We start from the raw sequence: 25,974 nt of genomic DNA, 5'->3' as shown, positions 1-25,974 counted from the left end.
CCCTGACCTCGGGTGCCCCTCGAACATTCGCGCACCACGGGATAGCCTCGCGCCCATGGCGAATGGGCAGTGGTTCCCCCAGGACTGGCCGGAACGCATCCGCGCGCTCGCGGACGGCACCCTCACCCCGGTCGTCCCGAAGCGCGCGGCCACCGTCATGCTCCTGAAGGACACCGCCGGCGGCCCTGTCGTCCACATGCTGCGCAGACGCGCCTCCATGGCCTTCGCCGGAGGCGCGTACGCCTATCCCGGCGGCGGCGTCGACCCGCGCGACGACGACCTTCACGTCCGCTGGGCGGGCCCCACGCGCGCGTGGTGGGCCGAGCGGCTCGGTGTCGACGAGACGGCGGCCCAGGCGATCGTCTGCGCGGCCGTACGCGAGACCTACGAGGAGGCGGGCGTCCTGCTCGCCGGGCTCACGCCCGATTCCGTCGTCGGTGACACCACGGGCGCCGACTGGGAGGCGGACCGGGTCGCCGTGGCCGCCCGTGAACTGTCCTTCGCCGAGTTCCTCGACCGCCGCGGCCTGGTCCTGCGCTCCGATCTTCTCGGCGCCTGGACGCGTTGGATCACCCCGGAGTTCGAGTCCCGTCGCTACGACACCTGGTTCTTCGTGGCCGCGCTGCCCGAGGGCCAGCGCACCCGCAACGCCTCCACCGAGGCCGACCGCACGGTGTGGATCCGCCCGGCGGACGCGGCGGCCTCGTACGACAAGGGCGAGCTGCTGATGATGCCGCCCACCATCGCGACCCTGCGTCGGCTCGTCCCGTACGGCACGGCCGCCGATGCGCTCGCCGCGGCCCCCGGCCTCGACCTGACGCCCGTCCTGGCGCAGGCGCGCCTGGAGGAGGGCGAGGTCGTGCTGTCGTGGCCGGGGCACGACGAGTTCACCAAGCACATCCCGACCGGGGCGACCGGAGTGAGCGGTGCGGCCGACGCGACGGGCGGGGGCACCGTATGACGGACATCCGTGGGCGGACGGGCGCGAGCGGTCGAGGCCGGCCGGCCGTGGGGCGGGTCCTTCGCGGGCCTCTCGTGCCGCCTGGAGCGCCTCGGCGTGCCGCGCCGGCCGTCCGCCGCCCGGGTGACGTTCCGCCCAGCCCTATGGAAGGCCCCTTCGCATGACCGACGCAGCCGCTCTCCCCGGCCAGCCGCGAGGCGGAGTCCTCTCCGGCCCGGCCACCCCGCGCGCGGTCAACGTCCTCGCGCCGAACGCGTCCGCGATGACCCTGGACGGCACGAACACCTGGCTCGTCTCCGAGCCCGACTCCGACCTGGCGGTCGTGATCGACCCGGGCCCGCTGGACGACGGCCACCTGCGCGCGGTCGTCGACACCGCCGAGCGGGCCGGCAAGCGCGTGGCCCTGACCCTGCTGACGCACGGCCACCCCGACCACGCCGAGGGCGCCGCCCGCTTCGCCGGACTGACCGGCACCAAGGTGCGGGCCCTGGACCCGGCGCTGCGGCTGGGTGAGGAGGGCCTGGCCGCCGGGAACGTGATCACGGTGGGCGGCCTGGAGCTGCGGGTCGTCCCGACCCCCGGCCACACCGCCGACTCGCTCTGCTTCCACCTCCCGGCCGACCGGGCCGTGCTGACCGGCGACACGGTCCTCGGCCGTGGCACGACCGTCGTCGCGCATCCCGACGGCCGCCTGGGCGACTACCTGGACTCCCTGCGGCGGCTGAGGTCCCTCGCGGTCGACGACGGCGTCCACACCGTCCTGCCGGGCCACGGACCGGTCCTGGAGGACGCACAGGGCGTCGTGGAGTTCTATCTCGCCCACCGGGCCCACCGCCTCGCCCAGGTCGAGACGGCCGTCGAGAACGGCTATCGCACCCCCGCCGAGGTCGTCGCCCATGTGTACGCCGACGTCGACCGCTCCCTGTGGCCGGCCGCGGAGCTGTCCGTGCGGGCGCAGCTGGAATACCTGAGGGAGCACGGGCTCATCCAAGGGTGGGCCTGGTCTCCTGAGTGAGGAGACCGGGGTTCCTACGGCCTGTCGGCCTTCACACCGTGCACGCGCGCGTACTCCTCGGCGAGCCAGGGGCCGAGGTCGTCGACGTAGTACGTGAGGACGGCGCGGTCGCCGCTCGGCTCGTAGCCGAGGACGGCCGCCGTCCGCAGCTGCTCCGCGCGCTGCGGGTAGTAGGCGCCGAAGGCCTCCGCCATCTCGTAGAGGTCGCTCGTCCAGCCGTTCCAGCGGGGCATGACGAGCGTGAACGCGGTGCGCACGAGGTGGCGGGACATGAACCGGACGAGGGGCCGCAGGACCTCCTCGGAGTCGCCCGCCGAGGCGATGCGATCACGCCAGCGCGGCAGGAGCAGGGCGAGGTCGCCGTTGGTCTCGCGCGCGAGCAGGGAATCCGGGCGGTAGCGGGGGAGGTGCTCGGCGAGGTCCTCCCCGAGCAGCGGCGTGCAGAGGCAGGCCAGGAACCACCCCAGGTCGTGCCTCTCCAGGTCGCTCAGCACGCGTGCGTGGCCGACCAGCAGAGTGCCGCCGCCGTCGATCTGCGGAAACTCCTTGTCGAGGGCCTCGTCGAGCGCACGGCCGTCGGCCCGGTCCGCGTCGGTCGGCTCCTCACGCAGGATCACCAGAAGGTCCAGATCGCTGCGGCCCTCGCGCGCGGTACCGCGCGGAATCGATCCGTAGAGGTACGCGCTGTGCAGCCGGGCTCCGAAAACGCCCGGGATCCGGTCCCGGGCCGCCACGACGACCGGCCGAAAAGCATCCGCCACGCGCGCGAGGGAGCCTTCGCGGGCGATGTGTCCTTGGGAGTCGAGCCCTCGGGAGGAAACCGCTTCAGTCATGGGAGCACTGTGCCGACCAGCTGGTGCGGCGCTTGAGGAGGCCTCTCAAGGACCGGAGCGGGGGCATGGGGGCGGGCAGCCCACCGAGACGGTCACACCGACCGTCTCACCTCGCGCAGCGGTCCGGCACCTAGCGAGAGCGCTTGGCCAGTCGCTCCACGTCCAGCAGGATGACCGCCCGCGCCTCCAGGCGCAGCCACCCGCGCTGGGCGAAGTCCGCCAGCGCCTTGTTCACGGTCTCGCGCGAGGCGCCGACGAGCTGGGCCAGCTCCTCCTGCGTCAGGTCGTGGACGACGTGGATGCCCTCTTCGGACTGCACGCCGAAGCGGCGCGAGAGGTCCAGCAGGGCGCGGGCCACGCGGCCGGGGACGTCCGAGAAGACCAGGTCGGACATGGCGTCGTTGGTCTTGCGCAGGCGCCGGGCGACGGCGCGCAGCAGCGCGGTGGCCACCTCGGGCCGGGCGTTCAGCCAGGGCTGGAGGTCGCCGTGACCGAGACCGAGGAGCTTGACCTCGGTGAGGGCGGTGGCCGTCGCCGTGCGCGGACCCGGGTCGAAGAGCGACAGCTCTCCGATGAGCTCGCTGGGACCCACCACGGCCAGCATGTTCTCCCGGCCGTCCGGGGAAGTGCGGTGCAGCTTGACCTTGCCCTCGGTGACGACATAGAGCCGGTCGCCCGGGTCGCCCTCGTGGAAGAGGGAGTCACCACGGGCCAGGGTCACCTCGCTCATGGAGGCGCGCAGTTCCGCGGCCTGCTCGTCGTCGAGTGCCGCGAAGAGCGGGTTGCGCCGCAGAACGTCGTCCACGAGTTCTCTCCTTGTCGACCTGCTCAGGGGATCTTGCTCCCCCGCTTACCAGGGGTCCGTGTTCCCCATTTTGCTGGACGGTCCAAACAGTGTGATCTGTCACAAGGATGCCGCACACGTGTCCCGAGGTAAGCGGCAGGGGTCCAATTGGGGGCCGATCTTCAGGGTCCGGAGCGGATGTCGGTGCCGGGCTTTAGGCTGGCCGAGTGTCCAAATCGCCGGTGAGAGCACAGGCCAAGGGGGCTGGGCGGGTGGTTGTACGTCGCGTTTCCGCTGTGGGCGAACAAGACCCCGGCGGTGGCAGGAAAACGGCAAAGGTGACAAACGAAATGCCTGCGAAGAAAGCGGCCGTCAGTGGGAACACGGCCGTCAGCGGGGAAGAGGCCGACAGCGGTAAAGCGGCCGTCGAGAAGGTCGCGGCCGGGCGGGGTGCGGGCAAGGACGCCGTGAGCAAAGGCGCCGCGAGCAAAGGTGCCGCGAGCAGGAGCGCGGGCAAGGGGGCGAGCAAGGGCGCCGCTGTCAGGAAGCCCGAGTCCCACACCGCTCTCGTCCGTCGTGCCCGACGCGTCAACCGCGAGCTCGCCGAGGTCTATCCCTACGCCCACCCCGAACTGGACTTCGAGAACCCCTTCCAACTGGTGGTCGCCACGGTCCTGTCCGCCCAGACCACCGACCTCCGGGTGAACCAGACGACCCCCGCCCTCTTCGCCAAGTACCCCACCCCCGAGGATCTGGCCGCCGCAGACCCGCAGGAGGTAGAGGAGATCCTCCGCCCCACCGGGTTCTTCCGGGCCAAGACCAAGTCGGTGATGGGTCTGTCCAAGGCCCTGGTCGAGGAGTTCGGCGGGGAGGTCCCCGGTCGGCTCGAGGACCTGGTCAAGCTGCCCGGCGTCGGTCGCAAGACCGCCTTCGTGGTGCTGGGGAACGCGTTCGGCCGGCCCGGGATCACCGTGGACACGCACTTCCAGCGGCTCGTACGGCGCTGGAAGTGGACCGAGGCGACCGAGCCCGACAAGATCGAGGCGGCCGTCGGCGCGCTCTTCCCCAAGAGTGACTGGACGATGCTCTCGCACCACGTGATCTTCCACGGCCGCCGCATCTGCCACGCCCGCAAGCCCGCCTGCGGCGCCTGCCCCATCGCCCCGCTCTGCCCGGCGTACGGCGAGGGCGAGACGGACCCGGAGAAGGCGAAGGAGCTCCTGAAGTACGAGAAGGGCGGCTTCCCCGGCCAGCGCCTGAACCCGCCCCAGTCCTACCTGGACGCGGGCGGCAGGCCGGCCCCGCCGCTGGGGGCCGGATGACGGAAGGGCTGACGGAAGAGCGGACGGCGGTCCGCACCGGCCTACGTATGCCCGCGACCCGTGCGACTCGTACGACCCGCAGGACACATGCGACCCGCGCGACGCGAATGACCCGCAGGACACACGGGACACGCAGTACACGCGCGATCGGGGGACGGCAGGCGGAACGATCTGTCGGTTCCCGGGCGTTGGAGAGGGCAGAACGGGGGGTGGTGTGGCGATGACACGCGCGAGCAACACGCAGGGCGGTGCGGTGACGCTCAGCAAAGAGGGCCTGCCCGCCTGGCTGGACCCGGTGGTGCACGCGGTGGAGACGGTCCAGCCGCTCCAGCTCAGCCGCTTCCTGCCCCCGGAGAACGGCGCGGGGCGCCAGTCGGCCGTCCTGATCCTGTTCGGCGAGGGCGAGCGCGGCCCCGAGCTGCTGCTCATGGAGCGCGCCAGTTCCCTGCGCTCCCACGCCGGCCAGCCCTCCTTCCCGGGCGGCGCCCTCGACCCGGAGGACGGCGACCCGCACGGTGACGGGCCGCTGCGGGCCGCGCTTCGCGAGGCCGAGGAGGAGACCGGGCTCGATCCGGCCGGCGTCCAGCTCTTCGGCGTGCTGCCCAAGCTCTACATCCCGGTCAGCGGCTTCGTCGTCACCCCGGTCCTGGGCTGGTGGCGCGAGCCGAGCCCGGTCGGCGTCGTCGACCCGGCGGAGACGGCCCGCGTCTTCACCGTTCCCGTGGCGGATCTCACGGACGCGGAGAACCGCGCCATGACCGTGCACCCCAGTGGCCACCGCGGCCCGGCATTTCTGGTCGAATCCGCCCTTGTGTGGGGTTTCACGGCCGGGGTGATCGACCGCCTGCTGCACTTCGCGGGCTGGGAGCATCCCTGGGACCGCGAGAAGCAGGTCCCGCTCGACTGGCGGTCATGACAGGGTGTCCACCGTGCTGTGTCTGCCCGGGGGAAGCTCTGCCCCATCGCCGCTTCGCGGCGGGTCGGACCCCCGGCCGACCTGTGGTGACCGCGAATTGATGAGGCGAGGCGCGAAGCGGTGAACGTGCTGGACATCCTGTTGTTGGTTGCGGCCGTCTGGTTCGCGGTCGTCGGCTACCGCCAGGGCTTCGTCGTCGGCATCCTGTCGGTGATCGGTTTCCTGGGGGGCGGCCTCGTCGCCGTCTACCTGCTGCCCGTGATCTGGGACGCGCTGACCGACAACGCAGAGGTGAGCACCACGGCCGCCGTCGTCGCGGTCATCGTCGTGATCGTCTGCGCCTCGATCGGCCAGGCGCTCACCACCCACCTCGGCAACAAGCTGCGCCGTTACATCACCTGGTCACCGGCCCGCGCGCTGGACGCGACCGGCGGCGCGCTGGTCAACGTCGTGGCGATGCTGCTGGTGGCGTGGTTGATCGGGTCCGCCCTCGCCGGTACCACCCTGCCCACGCTGGGCAAGGAGGTCCGTAGCTCCAGGGTGCTGCACGGGGTGTCCGACGCGCTGCCCGACCAGGCCGACACCTGGTTCGCCGACTTCTCCTCCGTCCTCGCGCAGAACGGCTTCCCGCAGGTCTTCAGCCCGTTCTCCAACGAGCCGATCCCCGACGTCCAGCCGCCCGACCCGGCCTTGGCGAACAGTGCGGTGGCCAAGCGCGCGCAGCGTTCCATCGTCAAGGTCATGGGCACCGCGGAGAGCTGCGGCAAGGTTCTGGAGGGCACCGGCTTCGTCTTCGGCGAGCGCCGCGTCATGACCAACGCGCACGTCGTGGGCGGGGTCGACGAACCCACCGTCCAGATAGGCGGCGAGGGCCGCAAGTACGACGCCAAGGTCGTCCTGTACGACTGGAAGCGCGACATCGCCGTCCTGGACGTACCGGATCTGGACGCGCCCGTACTGCAGTTCACCGCCAAGGACGCGGTGAGCAGCGACGACGCGATCATCGCCGGGTTCCCGGAGAACGGGTCGTACGACGTCCGTGCCGCGCGTGTGCGTGGTCGTATCACGGCCAACGGCCCGGACATCTACCACCGCACCACTGTGCGCCGTGACGTGTACTCGCTGTTCACGACGGTCCGTCAGGGCAACTCCGGAGGACCGCTGCTCACCCCGGACGGCAAGGTGTACGGCGTGGTCTTCGCGAAGTCCCTCGACGACGCCGAGACCGGCTACGCCCTCACCGCGGACGAGATCCAGCGGGACATCACCGAGGGGCGTACCGCGGGCCAGCAGGTGGACAGTGACAGCTGCGCCCTTTGAGGAACCGTCGGGAGCACCCCGCTGAGGAGGTCGCACAGGGGCCCGCGCAGGGCCCCTTCGGCGATCCTCTGCCGGGTCAGCCTCGAGGGTGACGCAGGCGGACCGAGACCCAGCGGGCCCGGCGGCGCAGGATGCGCGGAATACCCACCCGCAGGTCTGAGCCCGGCAGTTGCGGGTCGGCACCTCGTTGGTGGGGGCTCAGGCCGTTGGCCGAGCGGCGGTTGCGTGGTGCGTCACTGTAGTCGTGCGTCCAGCCCATACACCGACGTCTGCCCCTGCCCCAAGGTCGATAACCGTTATCGGAGCGGCCAATTGGCCTATGCGCCGGGCATTTGGCTGTTCGTCGTACAGACGTTCAGAACCGGGTGCCGGGCGCGACGGCGTGGTCACCGATCGGGCTCGGGATCCTTCAGCCAATTGACCAGTTCGGTCGAGAAAGCGACCGGATCCTCTTCGTGCGGGAAGTGGCCGAGCCCGTCGAACAGCCGCCAGCGGTACGGCGCTTCGACGTACTCCCCGGAGCCTGCCGCGCTCCGGGTGCGCATCACCGGATCGAGGGACCCGTGCAGATGCAGCGTGGGCACACGCACGGGCCGCTTCATGCGCCGGTAGAACTGGACGCCGTCCGGCCGGGCCATCGAGCGCACCAGCCACCGGTACGGCTCGACGGCGCAGTGCGCGGTGGAGGGGATGCACATGGCCCGCTGGTAGGTCTCCACCGCCTCGTCCTCCGGCAGCCGCGGCCCGGACCAGTCCCGGATCAGCCGGCCCACCAGTTCGCCGTCGTCGGCGGTGAGCTGCCGTTCGGGGATCCACGGCCGCTGGAATCCCCAGATGTGGGAGCTCGCGGTCGTCTGCCGGACGTCGGCGAGCATCGCCGAGCGCCAGCGCCGCGGATGCGGCATCGAGGAGACGGCGAGCCTGCGGACGAGCTTGGGGCGCATCACGGCCGCCGTCCACGCCAGATAGCCGCCCAGGTCGTGGCCGACCAGCGCGGCGTCCGGCTCGCCCAGGGAGCGGATCACACCGGTGATGTCGAGGGCGAGGTTGGCCGGATCGTAGCCGCGCGGCGTGCGGTCGCTGCCGCCCACGCCCCGCAGGTCCATCGCGACAGCCCGGAACCCCGCGTCGGCCAGTGCGACCAGCTGGTGCCGCCACGTCCACCAGAACTGCGGGAAACCGTGGACGAGCATGACCAGCGGACCGTCGCCGACCTCGGCGATGTGGAAGCGGGCACCGTTCGCGGCGACCTCGCGATGGGTGACCTGCACGCCGCAGACGGCGTCCGGCCGTACGACCGAAGCGGGCTGGGCCGGAGGGGTGGCGGGGTCCGTCATGACGACGAGCGTGCCACAGCCTCGATGGCCTCCGGGACCCGGTCCTGCGGGAGCTCGGGCCGCGGGTGCGGCTTGGCGTTCTGGAGGACGCCCGCCGACGCCTTCATCGACGCGGCGACCTTCTGCGGGCCCTTGCTCTTCTGCGCCTTCTTCGCGAAGACCACGCCGATCAGGACGAGCACGAGCGCGACGAGCACGTTCGCCGCGAAGGAGAGCAGGAAGCAGATCGCGAGGTTCCAGTCACTCCAGGTCCGAATGCCGTACGCCAGGGCGAAGTTGAGCATCGGAAGGGAGAACAGCAGGACCGCGCCGGCCACCGAGAACGCCCCACCGCTCGTCGCTCCCCGTTTGACGTCCTGCTTCAGCTGCGCCTTCGCCAGCGCGATCTCGTCGTGCACCAGCGCAGACAATTCGGTCGTCGCCGAGGCGAACAGCTGGCCGATGCTGCGTTCGGCGCCGACCGGGCTGCCGTCGGGTGCGCTCATCGCGTTCTCCCTCTTCTGCTGCTGTGCTGCTTCTGGCTTCTTTTGTACCGTCCCGTCAGATCATGCCGGACGGTTGCCTTCCCCGCCTGCCCCGCCCGTCACTTCGGCAGGCCCGTGGCGCGTGTCGGCCCCTTCCCGGGCTCCCCCTGAGCCTCTCCGAGAGCGTCCTCACGGCCGCTCTCGCGGGCGATCTCCTCGGCTCGGCGGCGGTGCCCGGCGGCCTTGCGGTCGTAGATCTCCGCCATCCGCAGGTGGTAGGCCGGGTCGTCCTCCTCGTACACGTCCGGGATGCCGTCGAGGTCGTCGTCGCGCTCCTCGGCCTCCCACATCCGGCGGTATTCGGCGTTGCGCAGCTTCAGCAGGACCGTCGCGAGGGTCGCCGCGATCAGCGAGCCCAGCAGGACGGCGGCTTTCACCTCGTCGGTCAGGACCGCGTCGCCCTCGAAGGCGAGCTCCCCGATCAGCAACGACACGGTGAAGCCGATGCCGGCGAGGGACGCGACGGCGAAGACGTCCGCCCAGGCGAGGTCCTCGCTCAGCGAGGCGCGGGTGAAGCGGGCGGTCAGCCAGGTCCCGCCGAAGATGCCGATCGTCTTGCCGACGACGAGACCGAGGACGACGCCGAGCGTCTCCGGCTTGCCGAAGACATCCCCGATCGCGTTGCCCGAGATCGCCACACCGGCGCTGAACAGGGCGAACAGTGGCACCGCGAGCCCTGCGGAGAGGGGCCGGACGAGGTGCTCGATCCGCTCGCCGGGGGAGTGCTCCTCGCCCTCGCGCGTCGTGCAGCGCAGCATCAGGCCCATCGCGACGCCGGCGATCGTCGCGTGCACGCCGCTGTTGTACATCAGCGCCCAGATGACGAGCGCGAGGGGGACGTAGACGTACCAGCCGGTCACGCCCTTGCGCAGCAGCAGCCAGAACACGAGGAGGCCGACGGCCGCGCCGCCCAGCGCCACGAAGTCGATGGTGCTCGTGAAGAAGACCGCGATGATCAGGATCGCGAACAGGTCGTCGACGACCGCGAGAGTGAGCAGGAAGGCGCGCAGCGCGCTCGGCAGGGACGTGCCGATGACGGCGAGCACGGCGAGCGCGAACGCGATGTCGGTGGCCGTGGGCACCGCCCAGCCGGCCAACGAGCCACCGCCGCTGAGGTTGGTGAGCGTGTAGACGAGCGCGGGTACGGCCATCCCGCTCAGCGCGGCCGCCACGGGGAGCGCGGCGGCCCTGGGGTCCTTGAGGTCCCCGGCGACGAGTTCTCGCTTGAGTTCGATACCGGCGACGAAGAAGAAGATCGCGAGCAGGCCGTCGGCCGCCCAGTGTGCGACGGAGAGGTGCAGTCCGAGGGCCGCGGGACCGAAGTGGAAGTGGCTGACGCTCTCGTAGCTGTCGTGCAGCCCGGGTGCGTTTGCCCAGATCAGCGCCGCGACGGCGGCGGCGAGCAGCAGCACACCACCGACTGTCTCGGCGCGCAGCGCCTCCGCGACGAAGTTCCGCTCGGGCAGGGACAGCCGTCCGAAGACCTTGCGGGGGGCGGTGTTGCGGGGCGCGGACACGGTGGGGGCCTCCGGGCGGTGGGCAGCAGTGAGCACATGCCGACCAGACTTCCCGGCGCACCTTTTTCTTCAGCCTACCTAAAGTGCGCCAGGAGGAATCCGGTGATCCCCACGGTAGGGGTGAAAAGGGCACCCGGCGCGGCAGGGCACCCGGCGCTGCGTCGCGGGGTGCCCTACCCTGACCTGCTCAGTCCTCGCTGGGCGCGGCCGGGAGCTTCGCCTGGATGAGGTCCATGACGGTGGAGTCGGTCAGTGTGGTGACGTCCCCGAGCTGGCGGTTCTCGGCGACGTCGCGCAGCAGCCGGCGCATGATCTTGCCGGAGCGGGTCTTGGGAAGTTCCGCGACCGGCATGATCCGCTGGGGCTTGGCGATCGGGCCGAGGGTGGTGCCGACGTGGTTGCGCAGGTCGGCGACGAGGTGTTCGTCCTCGGCGTCGGCCGTGCCGCGCAGGATGACGAAGGCGACGATCGCCTGTCCGGTGGTCTCGTCGGCGGCGCCGACGACGGCCGCCTCGGCGACGGCCGGGTGGGAGACGAGCGCGGACTCGACCTCGGTGGTGGAGATGTTGTGGCCGGAGACGAGCATGACGTCGTCGACGCGGCCGAGGAGCCAGATGTCGCCGTCGTCGTCCTTCTTCGCGCCGTCGCCGGCGAAGTACCTGCCTTCGAAGCGAGCCCAGTAGGTGTCGAGGAAGCGCTGGTCGTCGCCCCAGATGGTGCGCAGCATCGACGGCCACGGCTCGGTGAGGACGAGGTAGCCGCCGCCGCCGTCGGGCACCTCGTTGGCCTCGTCGTCGACGACGGTGGCGGAGATGCCGGGCAGCGGCCGCTGTGCGGAGCCGGGCTTGGTGGCGGTGACGCCGGGCAGCGGCGAGATCATCATCGCGCCGGTCTCGGTCTGCCACCAGGTGTCCACGATCGGTGTCCGGTCGCCGCCGATGTGCTTGCGGTACCAGATCCAGGCCTCGGGATTGATCGGCTCACCGACCGAGCCGAGCACGCGCAGGGAGGAGAGGTCGAACTTGGCGGGGATGTCGTCGCCCCACTTCATGAACGTACGGATCGCGGTCGGCGCGGTGTACAGGATCGTCACGCCGTACTTCTGCACGATCTCCCAGAAGCGGCCCTGGTGCGGGGTGTCCGGGGTGCCCTCGTACATGACCTGCGTCGCGCCGTTGGCCAGCGGCCCGTAGACGATGTAGGAGTGCCCGGTGACCCAGCCGACGTCGGCGGTGCACCAGTAGACGTCCGTTTCGGGCTTCAGGTCGAAGACCGCGTGGTGGGTGTAGGCGGTCTGCGTGAGGTAGCCACCGGAGGTGTGCAGGATGCCCTTCGGCTTACCCGTGGTGCCGGAGGTGTAGAGGATGAACAGCGGGTGCTCCGCGCCGAACGCCTCCGGGGTGTGCTCCGCCGACTGACGCTCGACGATCTCGTGCCACCACACGTCACGCTCGCCGTTCCAGGCGACGTCCTGGCCCGTGCGCCGCACGACGAGGACATGCTCGACGTTGCCCGCGCGGTCGGCGGCGTCGTCGACGGCCGGCTTCAGCGCGGACGGCTTGCCGCGCCGGTATCCGCCGTCGGAGGTGATGACGACCTTGGCGTCCGCGTCCTGGATACGGGTGGCCAGCGCGTCCGCGGAGAAGCCGCCGAAGACGACCGAGTGCGCGGCGCCGATGCGGGCACAGGCCAGCATCGCGATCGCCGTCTCGGGGATCATCGGCATGTAGACGGCAACCCGGTCGCCGCGCTGCACCCCCAGCTCCAGCAGGGCGTTGGCGGCCTTCGACACCTCGTCCTTGAGCTCGGCGTAGGTGATGGCACGGCTGTCGCCGGGCTCGCCCTCGAAGTGGATGGCGACCCGGTCCCCGTTGCCGGCCTCCACATGCCGGTCGACGCAGTTGTAGGCGACGTTGAGCTCGCCGTCCTTGAACCACTTGGCGAACGGCGGGTTCGACCAGTCCAGCGTCTCGGTCGGCTCCTTGGCCCAGGTCAGCCGACGCGCCTGCTCGGCCCAGAAGCCGAGCCGGTCAGCCTTGGCCTGCTCGTACGCCTCCGCCGTGACGTTGGCGTCGGCCGCCAGATCGGCGGGCGGCGCGAACCTGCGCTCTTCCTTGAGCAGGTTGGAAAGTGAAGAAGACTCGCTCATGCGCCACTCTCCTCCCTCAGCAGGTTGGCCAAGGATTCGTTGCTCACGACATCTCCCTCTCGAAGGGTGTCCGTGTCCGTTGTGTCCCAGGCCACAGCTCATCAGACCCAAGGGCCCGGTGACAAGGCCCGACCGAAAATTGGTTTAGACCTATAGGGGTCGCCGCTGCTCGACTCGTTCTGCGGCGGCCGGAGGCCGACCCCTGGATCGACCCAGGGGTCATCCGTACCCACGGACACGGAGCGGACGGAGTTCAGCCGGTGTAATGCCTTTCACATCCCCGCCCGCGCCGCGAGACATCGGGGAGGCGTCGCGCCGGTTCAGGCCGGCACGCCCGCCTCTCCCACGTGGCCGAACAACTCACCGTCGCCAGAGGCCGCCTCGGTGAGCAGGTACGTCTGTGCCTCACCCACGTGGAAGTACAGCCCGTGCAGCTCCAGCGCCCCGCTCCGCAGGGCCTGGGCCACCGACTCGTGGGACCGCAGGTGCTCCAACTGCTGGACCACATTGGTCAGGCAGAGCTGCTCGACCGCGTCCACCGGCGCCCGCCCGGCCAGTCGGGCGCAGGGACGGCCGTCGTCGGCCATCCGCTCCAGGCTCGGCACACCGTGCCGCAGCCATCGCTGCAACGGGGTCCGCGCGCCGCCCGGTTCGGTGTCGAGCAGTGCCTGCATGGCGCCGCACCCGGAGTGCCCGCAGACCGTGATGGACCGTACCTTCAGCACGTCCACCGCGTACTCGATCGCGGCCGCCACCGAGTCGTCCCCGCTCTCCACGCCGGGTGGCGGTACGAGGTTGCCGACGTTGCGCACCACGAACAGGTCGCCCGGACCACTGGAGGTGATCATCGACGTGACCAGCCGGGAGTCGGCACAGGTGAGGAAGAGCTGGGTGGGCCGCTGCCCCTCCCGGGCCAGCCGCGCGAGCTCGCCCCGCACCAGGGGTGCCGTGTTGCGCTGGAACGCGCTGATGCCGCGGACCAGTTGATGCCCGCCCGGCTCGACGGACGTCCCCGGCTGCCTTTCCTCACCCGGCTCACCCTGCTCGCCTGGCCGGCTCGGCTGTTCCGGCTGCGACGGCTGCTTCGGCTCTCCTGGTTTCGCCGGCTCGGTGGACCCTGTCGTCTCCCTCTTCCCCCTCCTCTGGGCAGTTCCGGGCGTCTCTGTCGCTTGCGTTGGGCGTGCTGCGTCGGTCGACTTCGCAGATTGCGCTGTCAGTGATGTCGATGCCGATGCCGATGTCTGTGGTGTCTGTGGGGTCTGTGTCGCTTCCCGTGGTACTTCGCACTGGTGGTTGCGCCACGGCGTCCAGGGGCGGCAGCGGCAGTCGGCGATCGGAACCTCGCCGGCGCGAACGGGATCGAGAGCCGGGGAAGCGACCGAGTCACCTTCTCCGGCGCCGAGGACAGTGCCGATGTCGGTGCTGGTACTGCTGCGGAAGCCGACGCTTGCCTCGGTGTCCGCATCGGTTTCCGCCTCGACATCGGTACCGGTGTCGAGCCCCGTGCCGGAGCGGCGGCCGGTCAGCTCGACGGAGCCACCCCGGGCGGTGTGTGTCTTCTGCCAGTCCTGTAGGGCCTCGTACGCCGCGTGGTCCATGAAAGAGCCGTCCAACTCGACGACGACATGGGTGGCTTGGGGTACGAGATGCAGGATGCGGCTCAGCCGCGGCACGGCGAGGAACGTCAACTGGCCTCGTACGTGTACGTGATGGACTCCTTCCTTCTCGTGGTGTGTGATCCGGGTGCGGGCGAGGCGGTGCAGAGCGACGGCGACGGCCACGGCGATGCCGAGCGTCACGCCCTCCAGGACGCCGAGGGCGACCACGCCGAGGGTGGTGACGGCGTACACCAGCACCTCACGGTGGCGGGTCACCGTTCGAATGTGGTGCAGGGACACCATCTGGATGCCGACGGCCATCACCAGGGCGGCTAGTGAGGCCAGCGGGATGAGATCCAGGATCGGGACCATCAGCAGTGCGGCGACTACTACGAGAACGCCGTGCAGCATCGTCGAGTTCCGGCTCACGGCACCGGCTTGGACATTTGCCGAACTGCGCACGGCCACGCCCGCCACCGGCAGCCCGCCGAGTGCTCCGGAGACGATGTTGGCCGCGCCCTGGCCCAGCAGCTCGCGGTCCAGATCGGAGCGGCCGACGCGGGTGGAGCGGGCGCTGAGCAGGTCCGGCCGTGAGGCGATCAGCTTGTCCACGGCCACCGCGCCGAGCAGCGACTGCACGCTGCACACCAGGGTGGTGGTGAGGACGGCGGCCATGAGTCCGAGCACCGGTCCCTCCGGCAGCCCCGCCAGCGCGTGACTGCTCCAGGACGGCAGGTCCACCTTGGGCAGGGTGAGACCCGCGAGCGCGGCGGTGGCGGTTGCACCGGTGACGGCGACGAGTGCGGCGGGCACTCTCTGCACCAGGCGGCCCACCCGGCCGGGGATACGGGGCCAGAGCAGCAGCAGGGTCAGAGTCAGGGCGCTCACGGCCACGGCCGCCGGCTGTAGTCCGGCCAACTGGGCTGGCAGAGCACGGAGATTGTCGAGTACCGAACTCTGGGGGACGCCGCCGAGGACGACGTGCAGTTGGGCGACGGCGATGGTGACGCCGATTCCGGCGAGCATGCCGTGCACGATGGCGGGGCTGACGGCGAGGGCGGTGCGCGCCACGCGCAGACAGCCGAGACCCAGCTGGGCGAGTCCGGCGAGGACGGTGATGGCGCATGTCGTCCGCCAGCCGTAGCGCTGGATGAGGTCGGCGGTGACCACGGTCAGGCCGGCCGCGGGGCCGCTGACCTGGAGCGGCGCACCGCCGACCCACCCGGCGACGATCCCGCCGACGGCGGCGGCGACGAGACCGGCCTGGAGGGGCGCGCCGGTGGCGAGAGCGATGCCGAGGGACAGGGGCAGGGCGATGAGGAAGACCGCGATCGCGGCGGACACGTCGGCGCCCGCGATGCGGAAGTGGCGGTGCGGGGCCGGTGGGGGGCTGTGGGTCGGGTGGATGCGCTCGGTGCGCGTCGAGTGGTCGGTGCGGGTGGGGGCGCAGGCGGACATGGTTCCCGTCTCCTCCGGGGCAGCGCGGTCGCGGAACATGTGGTCCCCCCGGTTGGGCCGGGGGCGGTCGCGGCCGTGGGTCACGGCGTGCAGCGGCGGGATGAAATCAACGCTCGGTAAATAGATCGTAATGCAGAGTAAAGGCCAAGCATGGATTTTTGCGGCAAATGGGTCAGGTAATCACCTCAAAGCGTGAAGTGGCCTTTTTATCGGCTTGTCGTACTAATTCCCTCTCGCCCCCGTGCGACCTTGACGGCGCTGCCGGCTCGTCCCGGCGCGTCACCAGAGAACGCCCTCGTCGGCGTTGGCCGAGAGAAGGAAGAAGGTGGGCGGAAGATGGCCGCCACCCAGAGGATCGCCGCGGGCGCAGTCGTCGCCGCGGCTGTCGCCGCATCGCTCGCCGGTTGCGCGACGGGAACCGGGGGTTCCCACGGTTCCGGGGAGGGAGTGCCGGGCCCGCAGAAGGCCAAGCCGCTACCCGCCGCCCCCAAGAGTGCCGTCCGCCTGATCGGCGACGGCTCCACCGCGTACACCGGGGCGCAGCCCCACCTGCCCCGCCCCGAGCGGCTGAAGCCGGGCCAGAAGCCGCCGCAGTTCGTGGTCTTCTCCTGGGACGGCGCAGGCGAGGACAGCCAGAAGCTGTTCTCCCACTTCCGCCAGGTGTCCAAGGCCAACCACGCGACGATGACCTACTTCCTCAGCGGCGTGTACATGCTGCCGGAGGAGAAGGCCGACCTGTACAGGCCACCGCAGCACTCGCCGGGCCGTTCCGACATCGGCTTCAACGACGAGCAGGGCATCGTCGAGACCGTGAAGCAGCTGCGCCTGGCGTGGCTGGAGGGCAACGAGATCGGCACCCACTTCAACGGACACTTCTGCGGGAAGAACGGTGGCGTCGGTGAGTGGTCGGTCGAGGAGTGGAAGGACGAGATCGGCCAGGCCAAGCAGTTCGTGAGGACCTGGAAGACCAACACCGGCCTCCAGGACGCGGCTCCGCTGCCCTTCGACTACGACAAGGAGCTCATCGGCGCCCGTACCCCCTGCCTCGAGGGCCAGAAGAACTTCATGAAGGCCGCCCGCGAGCTGGGCTTCCGCTACGACACCAGTGGCGTCAACAACCAGGTGTGGCCCGGCAAGAAGCAGGGCCTGTGGGACCTGTCGATGCAGCTCGTGCCGTTCCCCGGCCACTCCTACGAGCAGCTCACCATGGACTACAACTTCATGGTCAACCAGTCCGGCAGCACGAGTCAGGGCGACCCCGACAAGCGCGCGTTCTGGGGTCGCCAGATGCGTGACGGCCTGCTCAAGGGCTTCGACCGGGCCTACTACGGCAACCGCGCACCGCTGATCATCGGCAACCACTTCGAGTCCTGGAACGGCGGCACGTACATGCGCGCCGTCGAGGAGGTCGTCGAGAACGTCTGCAACAAGCCGGATGTGCGCTGCGTGTCCTTCCGCCAGCTCGCCGACTGGCTGGACGCCCAGGACCCGAAGGCCCTGGCCAAGCTGCGGACGCTGGAGGTCGGCGAGTCCCCGAAGCCCGGCTGGGCGTCCTTCCTGTCCGGCAGCCCCGCCCCGGCTCCCAAGGGCGTGCCCGGGGCACCCGCGGTCGGGCAGTAGGCACCCGAGCCGACGGGTGCCGCAGCCAGGTGGTGACCCGGCGGCAAGCTTCACCGACTGGGTCCGTCACAGGAACCGTCACACAGGAACCGTCACGCGGAGGCCGTCACACGGACGCCGTGAGGCTTTCGCCGAGGACGAATCCGGGGTCGACCTGCGCCGCCAGGTCGACCCCGGTCCGTTCGTTACCCCAGGATTCGGCGTTCTTCAGGTGGAAGTGCACCATCTGCCGTGTGTAGCGCTCCCAGTCGCGCCTTTCGTACGCCGAATCGACGGTCGTCCGCAGCAGGCGAAGCGCCTGACGGTTGGTGTCCTCCAGGAGCTCGAACCGGGGCGGCCGGCCCTTCTCCATGGCACGCACCCAGTCCGAGTGGCCGACGGTCACGAGCAGGTCGTCCCCGACCTCCGCGCGCAGGAAGTCGACGTCGTCCTGGCCCTGCACCTTGTTGCCGACGACCTTCAGCTCGACGCCGAAGTCGCGGGCGTACTCCTTGTACTGGCGATAGACGGAGACTCCCTTCCGGGTCGGCTCGGCGACGAGGAACGTGATGTCGAAGCGGGTGAACATGCCGGAGGCGAAGGAGTCCGAGCCCGCGGTCATGTCGACCACGACGTACTCGTCAGGTCCGTCCACCAGATGGTTCAGGCACAGTTCCACCGCTCCTGTCTTGGAGTGGTAGCAGGAGACCCCCAGGTCGGCGTCCGTGAAGGGGCCTGTGACCATCAGACGAACGGTGCCGCCTTCGAGTTCCACCGGCCGGGCGCAGGCGTCGTACACCGGGTTGTTCTCGCGCACCCGCAGCAACCGGGAGCCCTCACCGGGCGGTGTCGTCTTGATCATCGTCTCGGTGGAGGCGACGCGAGGGTTGGAGCCGCGCAGGTAGTCCTTGATCAGCGGCAGCCGGTCGCCCATCGCGGGCAGTGCGGCGGCCTCCGCGTCGTCGAGGCCCAGAGCGGGCCCCAGGTGCTGGTTGATGTCCGCGTCGACCGCGATCACGGGCCCGCCGTCGGCGACGAGGTGGCGGATGAACAGGGAGGACAGGGTGGTCTTGCCGCTGCCACCCTTCCCGACGAAAGCAATTTTCATGTTCACCAAGGGTAGTGCGGTGATTGCCGTGCGTGGCGGGAGTGGGTGAAGAAGACCACTCCTTCGTGGGGTGCGCGCGCAGATTGCGTAATGTCGTACTCATGAGTACGACAGGCGCGTCCGCCGATCCGCTCGCGGCCCTGGGCTCCCTGCCCGGTGTGGCCGATTCCGTGGAGACCATGCGCAAGGCCGTGGACCGGGTCTACGGCCACCGTGTCATGCGTCGCCGCAGCACCGAGATCACCTCCGAGGCCGCACTGCGTGGCGCCCGCGGCTCGGCGGCTCTGTCCGGCGCGGACTGGGCACTGGAAGAGGTGCGTCGGCGTACCGACTTCGGCGCCGACGACGAGGCGCGCGTCATGGGCGCGGCTCTGCGGCTGTCGGCCGAGGCGGGCCAGTTGCTGTCCATCTGGCGGCAGTCGCCGCTGCGGGTGCTGGCGCGGCTGCATCTGGTGGCCGCGGCGACCAGCGATGACGAGGTCGGCCGTCCGCGACAGGCCGGTGAGGCGGTCGACGAGCCGCTGATCGAGCTGCCGCTGCCGGGCGCCGCCGAAGTGGCCGGCCGTCTCGAGGGGCTGTCCGAGCTGATTATCGCGGGAGGCTCCGCGCCCGCCCTGGTGACGGCCTCCGTCGTCCACGGCGAGCTGCTGGCCCTGCGCCCGTTCACCTCCCACAACGGCTTGGTCGCGCGGGCCGCCGAACGCATCGTCCTGATCGGCAGCGGCCTCGACCCCAAGTCGGTCTGCCCGGCCGAGGTCGGGCACGCCGAGCTGGGGCGAGCGGCCTATCTGGCGGCCCTGGACGGCTACGTCTCCGGCACCCCGGACGGCATGGCGGCCTGGATCGCGCACTGCGGCAGGGCGGTCGAGCTGGGCGCCCGCGAGTCGACGGCGGTGTGCGAGGCGTTGCAGCGCGGGGCGGCGTGAGCCCCCACGCGCGCGTGAGGCGCGAGTAAGGGAAATGCCCCTCGCGGGGGCCTCACAAAGGGTTGCGGCGGTACGAGTTCTCGTACCGCCGCTGGCATGCTCACCCGGTTACCAAGCGTCCTCGATATATTGCCCATCAGGCCGGGAACTTTGCCCGTGACCTGGTGCGGCTGGCCCGTAATCGACGGGTCGACGTCGCGTGGGTGCCCAGTGGTCATGCGCGGTCCGTGGGGCCAAATGCGTTATTAAGGTGATCCTCTCGGATGTCCTTGGTCTCGCGGGCCGTTAAGTCCTTTGTACTCCTGGGCCCCGACAAGCGGAAGTGCTGGCACCAGTTCTTTGCTTTGGCTCCCAAACAGGTCCTGAGCGGGCGTCCCTGAGGGGCGACGCACCACCCCCGCTCGCGGGTGCCAATTCAGACGGCCGCCGCCCGGCGCCGGTTCGCGTACCAGACGAGGCCCGCGGTGGCCGCCGCCGCTCCTATCGCCGCGGCCGCGACGAGCGCGGGGCGGGGCGGTACGGAGAACGAGGGGATCCGCTGCTTCAGGCGCACCGGCCGGTGGAAGTCGAGAATCGGCCACCCGCGTGCGACGGCCTCCCGCCGCAGGGTCCGGTCCGGGTTCACGGCGTGCGGGTGCCCCACTGTCTGCAGCATCGGCAGGTCGGTCGCCGAGTCGCTGTAGGCGTAACAGCGCGAGAGGTCGTACCCCTCGGACCCGGCCAGCTCCTTGATCGCCTCCGCTTTCGTCGGGCCGTAGGCGTAGTACTCGACCTCGCCGGTGAAGCAACCGTCCTCGCCCACGACCATGCGGGTGGCGACCACGCGGTCCGCGCCGAGCAGTTCGCCGATCGGCTCCACCACCTCGGCGCCCGACGTGGACACGATCACCACGTCACGGCCGGCCGTGTGGTGTTCCTCGATCAGGGAGGCCGCCTCGTCGTAGATCAGCGGGTCGATCAGGTCGTGAAGGGTCTCGGCCACGATCTCCTTGACCTGTTGGACGTTCCAGCCGCGCACGAGCGCGGACAGGTACTCGCGGGTCCGTTCCATCTGGTCGTGGTCCATACCGCCCACGAGGAAGACGAACTGGGCGTACGCGGTCCGCAGGGCGGCCCTGCGGTTGATCAGACCGCCTTGGTAGAAGGACTTGCTGAAGGTGAGCGTGCTCGACTTCGCAATGACCGTCTTGTCCAGGTCAAAGAAGGCCGCTGTGCGGGGCAAGGAGTGGTTTTCCACAACCATGAGCATAGGGGCAGCCCATTCGGCGTAAGGTGGGCGCGTGGGTTTGCCTGGGAAGGCTCTCGGGTACACCATGGAAGTCACGGATCGTTCGCGACCGTGCTAACGCGGTCCGACTCCTCCCCCCCCGAGTCGGCCGTGAAGGCGACCCCCGCTCTCCCCCCCGGCGGGGGTCGTCGCATGTCCGGGCGGGTTTTTCAGTTCTGAACGCGGCTACTCTGCCGCATCGAGGCGGCCACGGTCGCCTCTTTCGCTTGCCCACCCAATGTCACTTTGTGTAGCCGTCGGACTCCTCTGCGGAAGTCGCACAGCAGATGGTGCGGGGCTCGCCGGGATGGGTGACAGCGATATTCACAACCACCCGCTCGTCCACAGTTTTCCACCAAGATCCACATGATTTCCGGGCTCACTGCACCGTGATTCCAACGCGTCCGCTCCGGGCCGGCTTCACATGGCCGGTTCCGATTGCCGGGGGTGTTCGGCCGGATTCTGTCGGCCGTTCATATGGAGACCGGCTGCCGGTTCTTCACACGTTTGCGAATCGCGGGACCGCAGCGACTGCGCGCCCCGCAGTGAAGGGGGATGGAAATCGTGACCGGAGCCGTCACACACGACCCGCCGCCCACCACCGGAGGCGGACCGGGCAAGCCACTGATCGTCACGGAGGACGCGGGACTTCTCGACGACCTGCTGCGCCTGTGCGCCGCCGCCGGCGCCACACCGGAGGTGCACCACTCGGTGCCGCAACGCCGGGGGAGCTGGGAGTCGGCGCCACTCGTCCTGGTCGGCGACGACGCGGCACGCCGTGTCCGCGGGGCCGCCCGCAGGCGCGGAGTGGTCCTCGTCGGCCGGGACCAGGACGACTCCGGGGTGTGGCAGCGCGCCGTGGAGATCGGCGCCGACCACGTCCTGATGCTGCCCGACGGCGAACAGTGGCTGGTCGACCGCATCGCCGACGTAGCCGAGGGCGTGGGACGGCCCGCCCTCACCGTCGGCGTCATCGGCGGACGCGGCGGCGCCGGAGCCTCCACGCTCGCGTGCGCCCTCGCCGTCACCTCCGCGCGGGAAGGGCTGCGCACCCTTCTCGTCGACGCCGATCCACTCGGCGGCGGACTCGATGTCCTCCTCGGCGGCGAGAGCACGGAAGGTCTGCGCTGGCCCGCGTTCGCCGCCTCGCGCGGAAGGGTCGGCGGCAGCGCCCTGGAGGAGTCGCTGCCCAGGCTGCACTCGTTGCGGGTGCTCAGCTGGGACCGGGGCGACTGCGTGGCCGTCGCGCCCCAGGCCGTACGCGCGGTGCTGGCGGCGGCCCGGCGTCGGGGCGGCGCGGTCGTCGTCGACCTCCCGCGCCGCGTCGACGACGGCGTCGCCGAGATTCTCGCCCAGCTCGACCTCGGGCTCCTCGTGGTCCCCGCCGAACTGCGCGCCGTCGCGGCGGGCAAGCGCGTGGCCTCCGCCGTCGGCATGGTGCTGCGTGACCTGCGGGTGGCGGTGCGCGGCCCCTACGCGCCCGGGCTCGACGACAGTGAGGTGGCCCGCCTGCTCGGCCTGCCGTTGGCTGGGGAGGTGCCCGTCGAATCGGGGCTGCTGCGCCCGGACGGAGGCAAGTCGCCGCCTGGCGCGACCCCTCGCGGGCCGCTCGCGCGCTTCTGCAAGGAGTTCTGGGAGCGCGCGCTCACCGAGGCGGGTGGCTCATGAGCACGCCGGCCGGCCTCGAACGGGCGACGCCGACGGGGACGCTGCTCGACGGCGTACGGCAGTGGCTCGCCGACAGCGGCGCCGAACCGACACCCGCGCGCGTCGCGCAGGCGCTGCGCGAACAGGGGCGGGTCCTCGGGGACGCGGAGGTGCTCGGCGCGGCCGAGCAACTGCGGTCGGAGCTGATCGGCAGCGGGCCTCTGGAGCCTCTGCTCACCGACCCCAGGGTGACCGACGTACTGGTGTCCGCTCCGGACCGGGTCTGGGTCGACCGGGGCGGCGGTCTGGAACTCACCGGCGTCTCCTTCCCGGACGCCGCGGCCGTACGGCGCCTCGCGCAGCGTCTGGCCGCCGTGGCCGGACGGCGCCTGGACGACGCGCGGCCCTGGGTCGACGCCCGGTTGCCCGACGGGACGCGACTGCACGCGGTGCTGCCCCCGGTCGCCGTCGGCTGCACCTGTCTGTCGTTGCGCGTCGTACGGCCCCGGGCGTTCACGCTGGGCGAGCTGGTGACCGCGGGCACGGTGCCGCCGGGTGGCGACAGGGTGCTGCGGGATCTGCTGCGGGCACGGCTGTCCTTCCTGGTCAGCGGCGGCACCGGCAGCGGCAAGACGACCCTGCTGAGCGCGTTGCTGGGACTCGTCGGGCCGGGGGAGCGGATCGTGCTCGCCGAGGACTCGGCGGAGCTGCGACCGGATCACCCGCACGTCGTCCGCCTGGAGACCAGACCCGCCAACCAGGAAGGGGCGGGGCTCGTCACGCTCGAGGACCTGGTGCGGCAGGCCCTGCGGATGCGGCCCGACCGGATGGTCGTGGGCGAGGTGCGCGGGCCGGAGGTCGTCCATCTGCTGGCCGCGCTCAACACGGGCCACGAGGGCGGCTGCGGGACCGTCCACGCCAATGCCGCCGCGGACGTCCCCGCCCGGCTCGAGGCGCTCGGCACGGCGGCCGGGCTCGACCGGACCGCGCTGCACAGCCAGTTGGCTGCGGCCCTGTCGGTGGTCCTGCACCTCGTACGCGACCCCGCCGGGCGGCGGCGGATCGCCGAGGTGCACGTGCTGGAGCGGGACCCGTCCGGGCTGGTGAGGACCGTGCCGGCACTGCGATGGCGGGCGGACGCCTTCGCCTACGAGCGGGGATGGGAGCGGCTGCGGGAGTTGCTGCGGGGCGAGGCGAGCGAAGGGACGGGAACGTGATGAGTGAGATGCCGATGGCTGCGGTCGTGGCCTGCGCCGGAGCGGCGGCCTGGCTGATGGGTGGACCGTACTCAGGGGCCAGACGGGCGCAGTTGCTCCTGGCCGGCGGCGGTGTGGCCGGCAGCGGGCCCCCGCCGTGGCGCCGGCTCACCGGCGACCTCCGGAAGCTCTGCGGACGCTGGCGACCCGAATGGTGGGCACCGGTCGCCGGACTGATTCTGGCGCTGCTGGGCGGTTCGGTGCTGCCGGTCGTCGCGGGAGCGGCCGGGGTACCCCTGCTGCGCCGAGCGCGGCAGGCCGCCGAGACCCGGCGGGCGGGGGAGCGCCGAGGCGACGCGGTGATCGCGCTGTGCGCGGCGCTGGCCGGGGAGGTGCTCGCGGGCCGGCAGCCGGGGGAGGCGCTGCGGCGGGCCGCGCAGGACTCCGGGGGACTGGGCTCGGCGCAGCCCTCCGTGTTGGCGGCGGCACGGTTCGGCGGCGACGTGCCCAAGGCTCTCGCGGTCGCCGCCCGGCAACCGGGTGCCGACGGCCTGCTGGGACTGGCCGCGTGCTGGCGGGTGGCCGTGGACCAGGGCGCGGGTCTGGCCGCCGGACTCGACCGGCTGGAGGCGGCGTTACGGACGGAGCGCGATCAACGTGCTGATCTGAGAGCTCAGTTGGCCGGTCCTCGGGCCACGGTGGTGATGCTCGCCGGTCTGCCGGTCTTGGGCCTTGTGCTGGGTGCCGCGCTCGGAGCGGACCCGCTGCACGTCCTGCTGCACACCGGAGCGGGGCTGGGCTGTCTGCTCGTCGGCGGGGTGCTGGAGGGCGTGGGGATGTGGTGGGCGCTGCGGATCGTCCGCCACGCGGAAGCGAAGTGAGCGTGACGAGAGGAGGTGGGTGACGTGGACGGAGGGGGCGTGAGTGTGGAAGTTGTCCACAGGCTGGGGGTAACCGTGGGGATCGTGACGGCCCTCTGGTGGCTGACGCGGTGCTGGGAGACCGCGCGGCGCCGACGCGGGGCACGGCGGCGCCTGGCCGGACTGCTCGCCTCGGCCACGGCTGCGACCGCCCGAGGAGCCGGGCTGCGTACGGCCGTACTGCGTTGGCTTCCCGACGCGTTGGTCGTCGGTGCCGGCTGGGTGGTGGTCGGTGGCGTCGTCGGTCTCGTACTGGGGCTGATCGGCGCGGTGGTGCTGGGGCGGTGGCGTCGTCGGCAGCAGGCGGCGGGTGTGGTGAGCGAGGTGGACGCCCAGCTTGCGGCACGCCAACTCCCGCTCGCGGCGGACCTGCTGGCCGCGTGCATCGCGGCGGGCGCCGGCCCGGTGATCGCGGCGCAGGCCGTGGGTGAGGCCCTCGGCGGGCCCGTGGGCGAAGGGCTGTCGCGTGGTGCCGCCGAGGTGCGGTTGGGCGGCGAACCGGCCATCGCCTGGCGGAGGTTGGCCTCGATACCGGGCGCCGCGGCCTTGGCCCGGTTGTTGGAGCGGGCCGACGTCTCGGGACTGCCCGCGGCGGGACCGGTCGCCCGGCTCGCCGCGGACACCCGGGCCGACTGGGCGCGCGCCTCGACGGCTCGGGCCCGGCGGGCGGCCGTCATGGTCACCGTGCCGGTGGGGCTCTGCTTCCTGCCCGCCTTCATCGCGGTCGGTGTGCTGCCCATCGTGATCGGGCTCGCGGGCGGGGTGCTGGGAGGGAGCGGTCGATGAGGGCGTGGACAACGCGCACGCCGAAGCGCGACAGCGCGGGTGGCTGAAGAGCCGGCCGCTGACCAGCGGGTGGCCGAGCGCCGAGGGACCGAGCGGCGAATGGTCGAAACGAAGCAGCCGAACCAGAGACAGAGATCAACACTACGGAACCTCATGGGGGTTGAGATGTACAAGGCGGTGTGGGCGCGGCTGAGCGCCCTGGTGCGCAGGGTGCGGGTGCGTGCGGCGCGCGGTGACGCGGGGATGGTCACGTCCGAGTACGCGATGGGGATCGTGGCGGCCGTGGGATTCGCGGTGCTCCTCTACCAGGTGGTGACGAGCGAGGTGGTCGCCGCTCAGTTGCAGGCCATCGTGAAGCGGGCGCTCAGTGCGGGGGCGTGAGCGCGGACGGGAGCCTCGGCGCGCGTCGCGGTGGGCGTGTGCCGGGGACCGGGGGTTCGTGACGGCGGAGTCGGCCGTGGTGCTGCCGGTGCTGGTGGTGTTCGCGACGGCGCTGGTGTGGGGGCTGCTGGTCATGGCGGCCCAGATCCAGTGCGTGGACGCGGCCAGGACCGGCGCCCGCGCGGCGGCCCGGCAGGATCCGGCGGACGCGGTCCTCGAGGTGACCCGCGCGACGGCGCCGCGCGGGGCGGAGGTGACGATCAGCCGGGAGGGCGACCAGGTCCGCGTCGTGGTCGTGGCCAAGCCACCGGCGTTGCGCGGTCTGCCCTTCGAGGTGCGGGAAGAGGCCGTGGCGGCGGCGGAGGAGACCGTGGCGGCGGCGGAGGAGACCGTGGGGACGGCGGAGGAGA

Annotated in this window: 22 protein-coding genes and 1 pseudogene; 13 read left to right on the top strand and 10 right to left on the bottom strand. The window is 71.2% G+C overall.

Annotated elements, in window-relative coordinates; genetic code table 11:
* The first annotated feature begins 55 nt into the window (after nt 1-55).
* Together QQM72_RS35805 and QQM72_RS35800 are read left to right on the top strand one after the other, a co-directional pair.
* On the top strand, nt 56-961 hold the full coding sequence (locus QQM72_RS35805; protein WP_314224960.1) for an NUDIX hydrolase: 906 nt from the start codon (nt 56-58) through the stop codon (nt 959-961).
* Between the two features lie 160 nt (nt 962-1,121).
* Nucleotides 1,122-1,976: an MBL fold metallo-hydrolase gene (locus tag QQM72_RS35800; protein ID WP_314224959.1), complete on the top strand. Its 855-nt coding sequence runs from the start codon at nt 1,122-1,124 to the stop codon at nt 1,974-1,976.
* Between the two features lie 14 nt (nt 1,977-1,990).
* Here QQM72_RS35800 and QQM72_RS35795 read toward each other — a convergent pair whose 3' ends face one another.
* Both QQM72_RS35795 and QQM72_RS35790 read right to left on the bottom strand, forming a co-directional pair.
* Nucleotides 1,991-2,809: a nucleotidyltransferase domain-containing protein gene (locus QQM72_RS35795; protein ID WP_314224958.1), complete on the bottom strand. Its 819-nt coding sequence runs from the start codon at nt 2,807-2,809 to the stop codon at nt 1,991-1,993.
* A gap of 130 nt (nt 2,810-2,939) precedes the next feature.
* Nucleotides 2,940-3,614 (bottom strand): Crp/Fnr family transcriptional regulator, encoded by a 675-nt coding sequence (locus tag QQM72_RS35790; protein WP_020129286.1) that lies wholly within the window; start codon nt 3,612-3,614, stop codon nt 2,940-2,942.
* 329 nt (nt 3,615-3,943) lie between these two features.
* Between QQM72_RS35790 and nth the strand changes: the two genes are divergently transcribed.
* The 3 genes from nth (at nt 3,944) to QQM72_RS35775 (ending at nt 7,151) form a co-directional block, all read left to right on the top strand.
* Entirely contained in the window at nt 3,944-4,915 is a 972-nt protein-coding gene (nth, locus tag QQM72_RS35785; RefSeq protein WP_314224957.1) for an endonuclease III, read from the top strand.
* A 220-nt stretch (nt 4,916-5,135) separates the two neighbouring features.
* The gene (locus tag QQM72_RS35780) at nt 5,136-5,831 is read left to right on the top strand and encodes an NUDIX hydrolase (RefSeq protein ID WP_314224956.1); all 696 of its coding nucleotides are present in this window, start codon (nt 5,136-5,138) and stop codon (nt 5,829-5,831) included.
* A 120-nt stretch (nt 5,832-5,951) separates the two neighbouring features.
* The gene (locus tag QQM72_RS35775) at nt 5,952-7,151 is read left to right on the top strand and encodes a MarP family serine protease (RefSeq protein WP_314224955.1); all 1,200 of its coding nucleotides are present in this window, start codon (nt 5,952-5,954) and stop codon (nt 7,149-7,151) included.
* A gap of 76 nt (nt 7,152-7,227) precedes the next feature.
* On the opposite strand, the gene QQM72_RS35770 is transcribed toward QQM72_RS35775, so the two are convergent.
* The 6 genes from QQM72_RS35770 to QQM72_RS35745 form a co-directional block, all read right to left on the bottom strand.
* A complete protein-coding gene (locus tag QQM72_RS35770) occupies nt 7,228-7,410 on the bottom strand; it encodes a hypothetical protein (RefSeq protein WP_078615678.1) in 183 nt (60 codons plus the stop codon).
* 127 nt (nt 7,411-7,537) lie between these two features.
* Entirely contained in the window at nt 7,538-8,488 is a 951-nt protein-coding gene (locus QQM72_RS35765; protein WP_314224954.1) for an alpha/beta fold hydrolase, read from the bottom strand.
* Nucleotides 8,485-8,973 carry a phage holin family protein gene (locus QQM72_RS35760; RefSeq protein WP_057601216.1) on the bottom strand — a complete coding sequence of 163 codons (489 nt, stop codon included), beginning with the start codon at nt 8,971-8,973 and terminating at the stop codon, nt 8,485-8,487. The genes QQM72_RS35765 and QQM72_RS35760 overlap by 4 nt, the downstream gene beginning before the upstream one ends.
* A 98-nt stretch (nt 8,974-9,071) precedes the next feature.
* Nucleotides 9,072-10,529, bottom strand: a complete 1,458-nt coding sequence (nhaA, locus tag QQM72_RS35755) for a Na+/H+ antiporter NhaA (RefSeq protein ID WP_314224994.1) — start codon at nt 10,527-10,529, stop codon at nt 9,072-9,074.
* 187 nt (nt 10,530-10,716) lie between these two features.
* Nucleotides 10,717-12,678: an acetate--CoA ligase gene (gene acs / locus QQM72_RS35750; protein WP_314224953.1), complete on the bottom strand. Its 1,962-nt coding sequence runs from the start codon at nt 12,676-12,678 to the stop codon at nt 10,717-10,719.
* A 320-nt stretch (nt 12,679-12,998) separates the two neighbouring features.
* Nucleotides 12,999-15,734 (bottom strand): SulP family inorganic anion transporter, encoded by a 2,736-nt coding sequence (locus QQM72_RS35745; protein ID WP_314224952.1) that lies wholly within the window; start codon nt 15,732-15,734, stop codon nt 12,999-13,001.
* Between the two features lie 336 nt (nt 15,735-16,070).
* On the opposite strand from QQM72_RS35745, the gene QQM72_RS35740 reads away from it, so the two are divergent.
* On the top strand, nt 16,071-17,354 hold the full coding sequence (locus QQM72_RS35740) for a polysaccharide deacetylase family protein (RefSeq protein WP_314224951.1): 1,284 nt from the start codon (nt 16,071-16,073) through the stop codon (nt 17,352-17,354).
* A gap of 106 nt (nt 17,355-17,460) precedes the next feature.
* On the opposite strand, the gene QQM72_RS35735 is transcribed toward QQM72_RS35740, so the two are convergent.
* Nucleotides 17,461-18,441 (bottom strand): ATP-binding protein, encoded by a 981-nt coding sequence (locus QQM72_RS35735; protein WP_314224950.1) that lies wholly within the window; start codon nt 18,439-18,441, stop codon nt 17,461-17,463.
* A gap of 101 nt (nt 18,442-18,542) precedes the next feature.
* Between QQM72_RS35735 and QQM72_RS35730 the strand changes: the two genes are divergently transcribed.
* Nucleotides 18,543-19,367 (top strand): Fic family protein, encoded by an 825-nt coding sequence (locus tag QQM72_RS35730; protein WP_314224949.1) that lies wholly within the window; start codon nt 18,543-18,545, stop codon nt 19,365-19,367.
* A 415-nt stretch (nt 19,368-19,782) separates the two neighbouring features.
* Here QQM72_RS35730 and QQM72_RS35725 read toward each other — a convergent pair whose 3' ends face one another.
* Nucleotides 19,783-20,616 carry an HAD family hydrolase gene (locus QQM72_RS35725; RefSeq protein WP_314224948.1) on the bottom strand — a complete coding sequence of 278 codons (834 nt, stop codon included), beginning with the start codon at nt 20,614-20,616 and terminating at the stop codon, nt 19,783-19,785.
* A gap of 573 nt (nt 20,617-21,189) precedes the next feature.
* On the opposite strand from QQM72_RS35725, the gene ssd reads away from it, so the two are divergent.
* The 6 genes and pseudogenes from ssd to QQM72_RS35695 all read left to right on the top strand — a co-directional run.
* Entirely contained in the window at nt 21,190-22,302 is a 1,113-nt protein-coding gene (gene ssd, locus QQM72_RS35720) for a septum site-determining protein Ssd (protein ID WP_314224947.1), read from the top strand.
* Complete coding sequence (locus QQM72_RS35715; RefSeq protein ID WP_314224946.1) at nt 22,299-23,498, top strand: TadA family conjugal transfer-associated ATPase; 1,200 nt, start codon at nt 22,299-22,301, stop codon at nt 23,496-23,498. The genes ssd and QQM72_RS35715 overlap by 4 nt, the downstream gene beginning before the upstream one ends.
* Nucleotides 23,498-24,358, top strand: a complete 861-nt coding sequence (locus tag QQM72_RS35710; RefSeq protein ID WP_399079858.1) for a type II secretion system F family protein — start codon at nt 23,498-23,500, stop codon at nt 24,356-24,358. Before QQM72_RS35715 ends, QQM72_RS35710 begins: the two co-directional genes overlap by 1 nt.
* Before the next feature lie 39 nt (nt 24,359-24,397).
* Nucleotides 24,398-25,183 carry a type II secretion system F family protein gene (locus QQM72_RS35705; RefSeq protein WP_314224945.1) on the top strand — a complete coding sequence of 262 codons (786 nt, stop codon included), beginning with the start codon at nt 24,398-24,400 and terminating at the stop codon, nt 25,181-25,183.
* Between the two features lie 165 nt (nt 25,184-25,348).
* On the top strand, nt 25,349-25,564 hold the full coding sequence (locus QQM72_RS35700) for a DUF4244 domain-containing protein (protein ID WP_314224992.1): 216 nt from the start codon (nt 25,349-25,351) through the stop codon (nt 25,562-25,564).
* Nucleotides 25,551-25,937 (top strand): annotated as a pseudogene (locus tag QQM72_RS35695) (TadE family type IV pilus minor pilin); the annotation flags it as partial. The gene QQM72_RS35700 and the pseudogene QQM72_RS35695, both read left to right, overlap by 14 nt.
* Nucleotides 25,938-25,974 lie beyond the last annotated feature (37 nt).

Source organism: Streptomyces zaehneri (genome assembly GCF_032248645.1).
Lineage (GTDB): Bacteria > Actinomycetota > Actinomycetes > Streptomycetales > Streptomycetaceae > Streptomyces > Streptomyces coriariae.
This window is presented reverse-complemented; position numbering and strand designations above follow the sequence as displayed.

Coding starts and splice junctions, on each gene's coding strand:
- QQM72_RS35765 (WP_314224954.1), bottom strand. CDS start 8,488: ATGACGGACCCCGCCACCCCTCCGGCCCAGCCCGCTTCGGTCGTACGG.
- QQM72_RS35745 (WP_314224952.1), bottom strand. CDS start 15,734: ATGTCCGCCTGCGCCCCCACCCGCACCGACCACTCGACGCGCACCGAG.
- QQM72_RS35770 (WP_078615678.1), bottom strand. CDS start 7,410: ATGGGCTGGACGCACGACTACAGTGACGCACCACGCAACCGCCGCTCG.
- QQM72_RS35780 (WP_314224956.1), top strand. CDS start 5,136: ATGACACGCGCGAGCAACACGCAGGGCGGTGCGGTGACGCTCAGCAAA.
- QQM72_RS35710 (WP_399079858.1), top strand. CDS start 23,498: ATGAGTGAGATGCCGATGGCTGCGGTCGTGGCCTGCGCCGGAGCGGCG.
- QQM72_RS35735 (WP_314224950.1), bottom strand. CDS start 18,441: ATGAAAATTGCTTTCGTCGGGAAGGGTGGCAGCGGCAAGACCACCCTG.
- QQM72_RS35795 (WP_314224958.1), bottom strand. CDS start 2,809: ATGACTGAAGCGGTTTCCTCCCGAGGGCTCGACTCCCAAGGACACATC.
- QQM72_RS35805 (WP_314224960.1), top strand. CDS start 56: ATGGCGAATGGGCAGTGGTTCCCCCAGGACTGGCCGGAACGCATCCGC.
- QQM72_RS35730 (WP_314224949.1), top strand. CDS start 18,543: ATGAGTACGACAGGCGCGTCCGCCGATCCGCTCGCGGCCCTGGGCTCC.
- ssd (WP_314224947.1), top strand. CDS start 21,190: ATGGAAATCGTGACCGGAGCCGTCACACACGACCCGCCGCCCACCACC.
- QQM72_RS35800 (WP_314224959.1), top strand. CDS start 1,122: ATGACCGACGCAGCCGCTCTCCCCGGCCAGCCGCGAGGCGGAGTCCTC.
- QQM72_RS35740 (WP_314224951.1), top strand. CDS start 16,071: ATGGCCGCCACCCAGAGGATCGCCGCGGGCGCAGTCGTCGCCGCGGCT.
- nth (WP_314224957.1), top strand. CDS start 3,944: ATGCCTGCGAAGAAAGCGGCCGTCAGTGGGAACACGGCCGTCAGCGGG.
- QQM72_RS35760 (WP_057601216.1), bottom strand. CDS start 8,973: ATGAGCGCACCCGACGGCAGCCCGGTCGGCGCCGAACGCAGCATCGGC.
- QQM72_RS35715 (WP_314224946.1), top strand. CDS start 22,299: ATGAGCACGCCGGCCGGCCTCGAACGGGCGACGCCGACGGGGACGCTG.
- QQM72_RS35725 (WP_314224948.1), bottom strand. CDS start 20,616: ATGCTCATGGTTGTGGAAAACCACTCCTTGCCCCGCACAGCGGCCTTC.
- QQM72_RS35700 (WP_314224992.1), top strand. CDS start 25,349: ATGTACAAGGCGGTGTGGGCGCGGCTGAGCGCCCTGGTGCGCAGGGTG.
- acs (WP_314224953.1), bottom strand. CDS start 12,678: ATGAGCGAGTCTTCTTCACTTTCCAACCTGCTCAAGGAAGAGCGCAGG.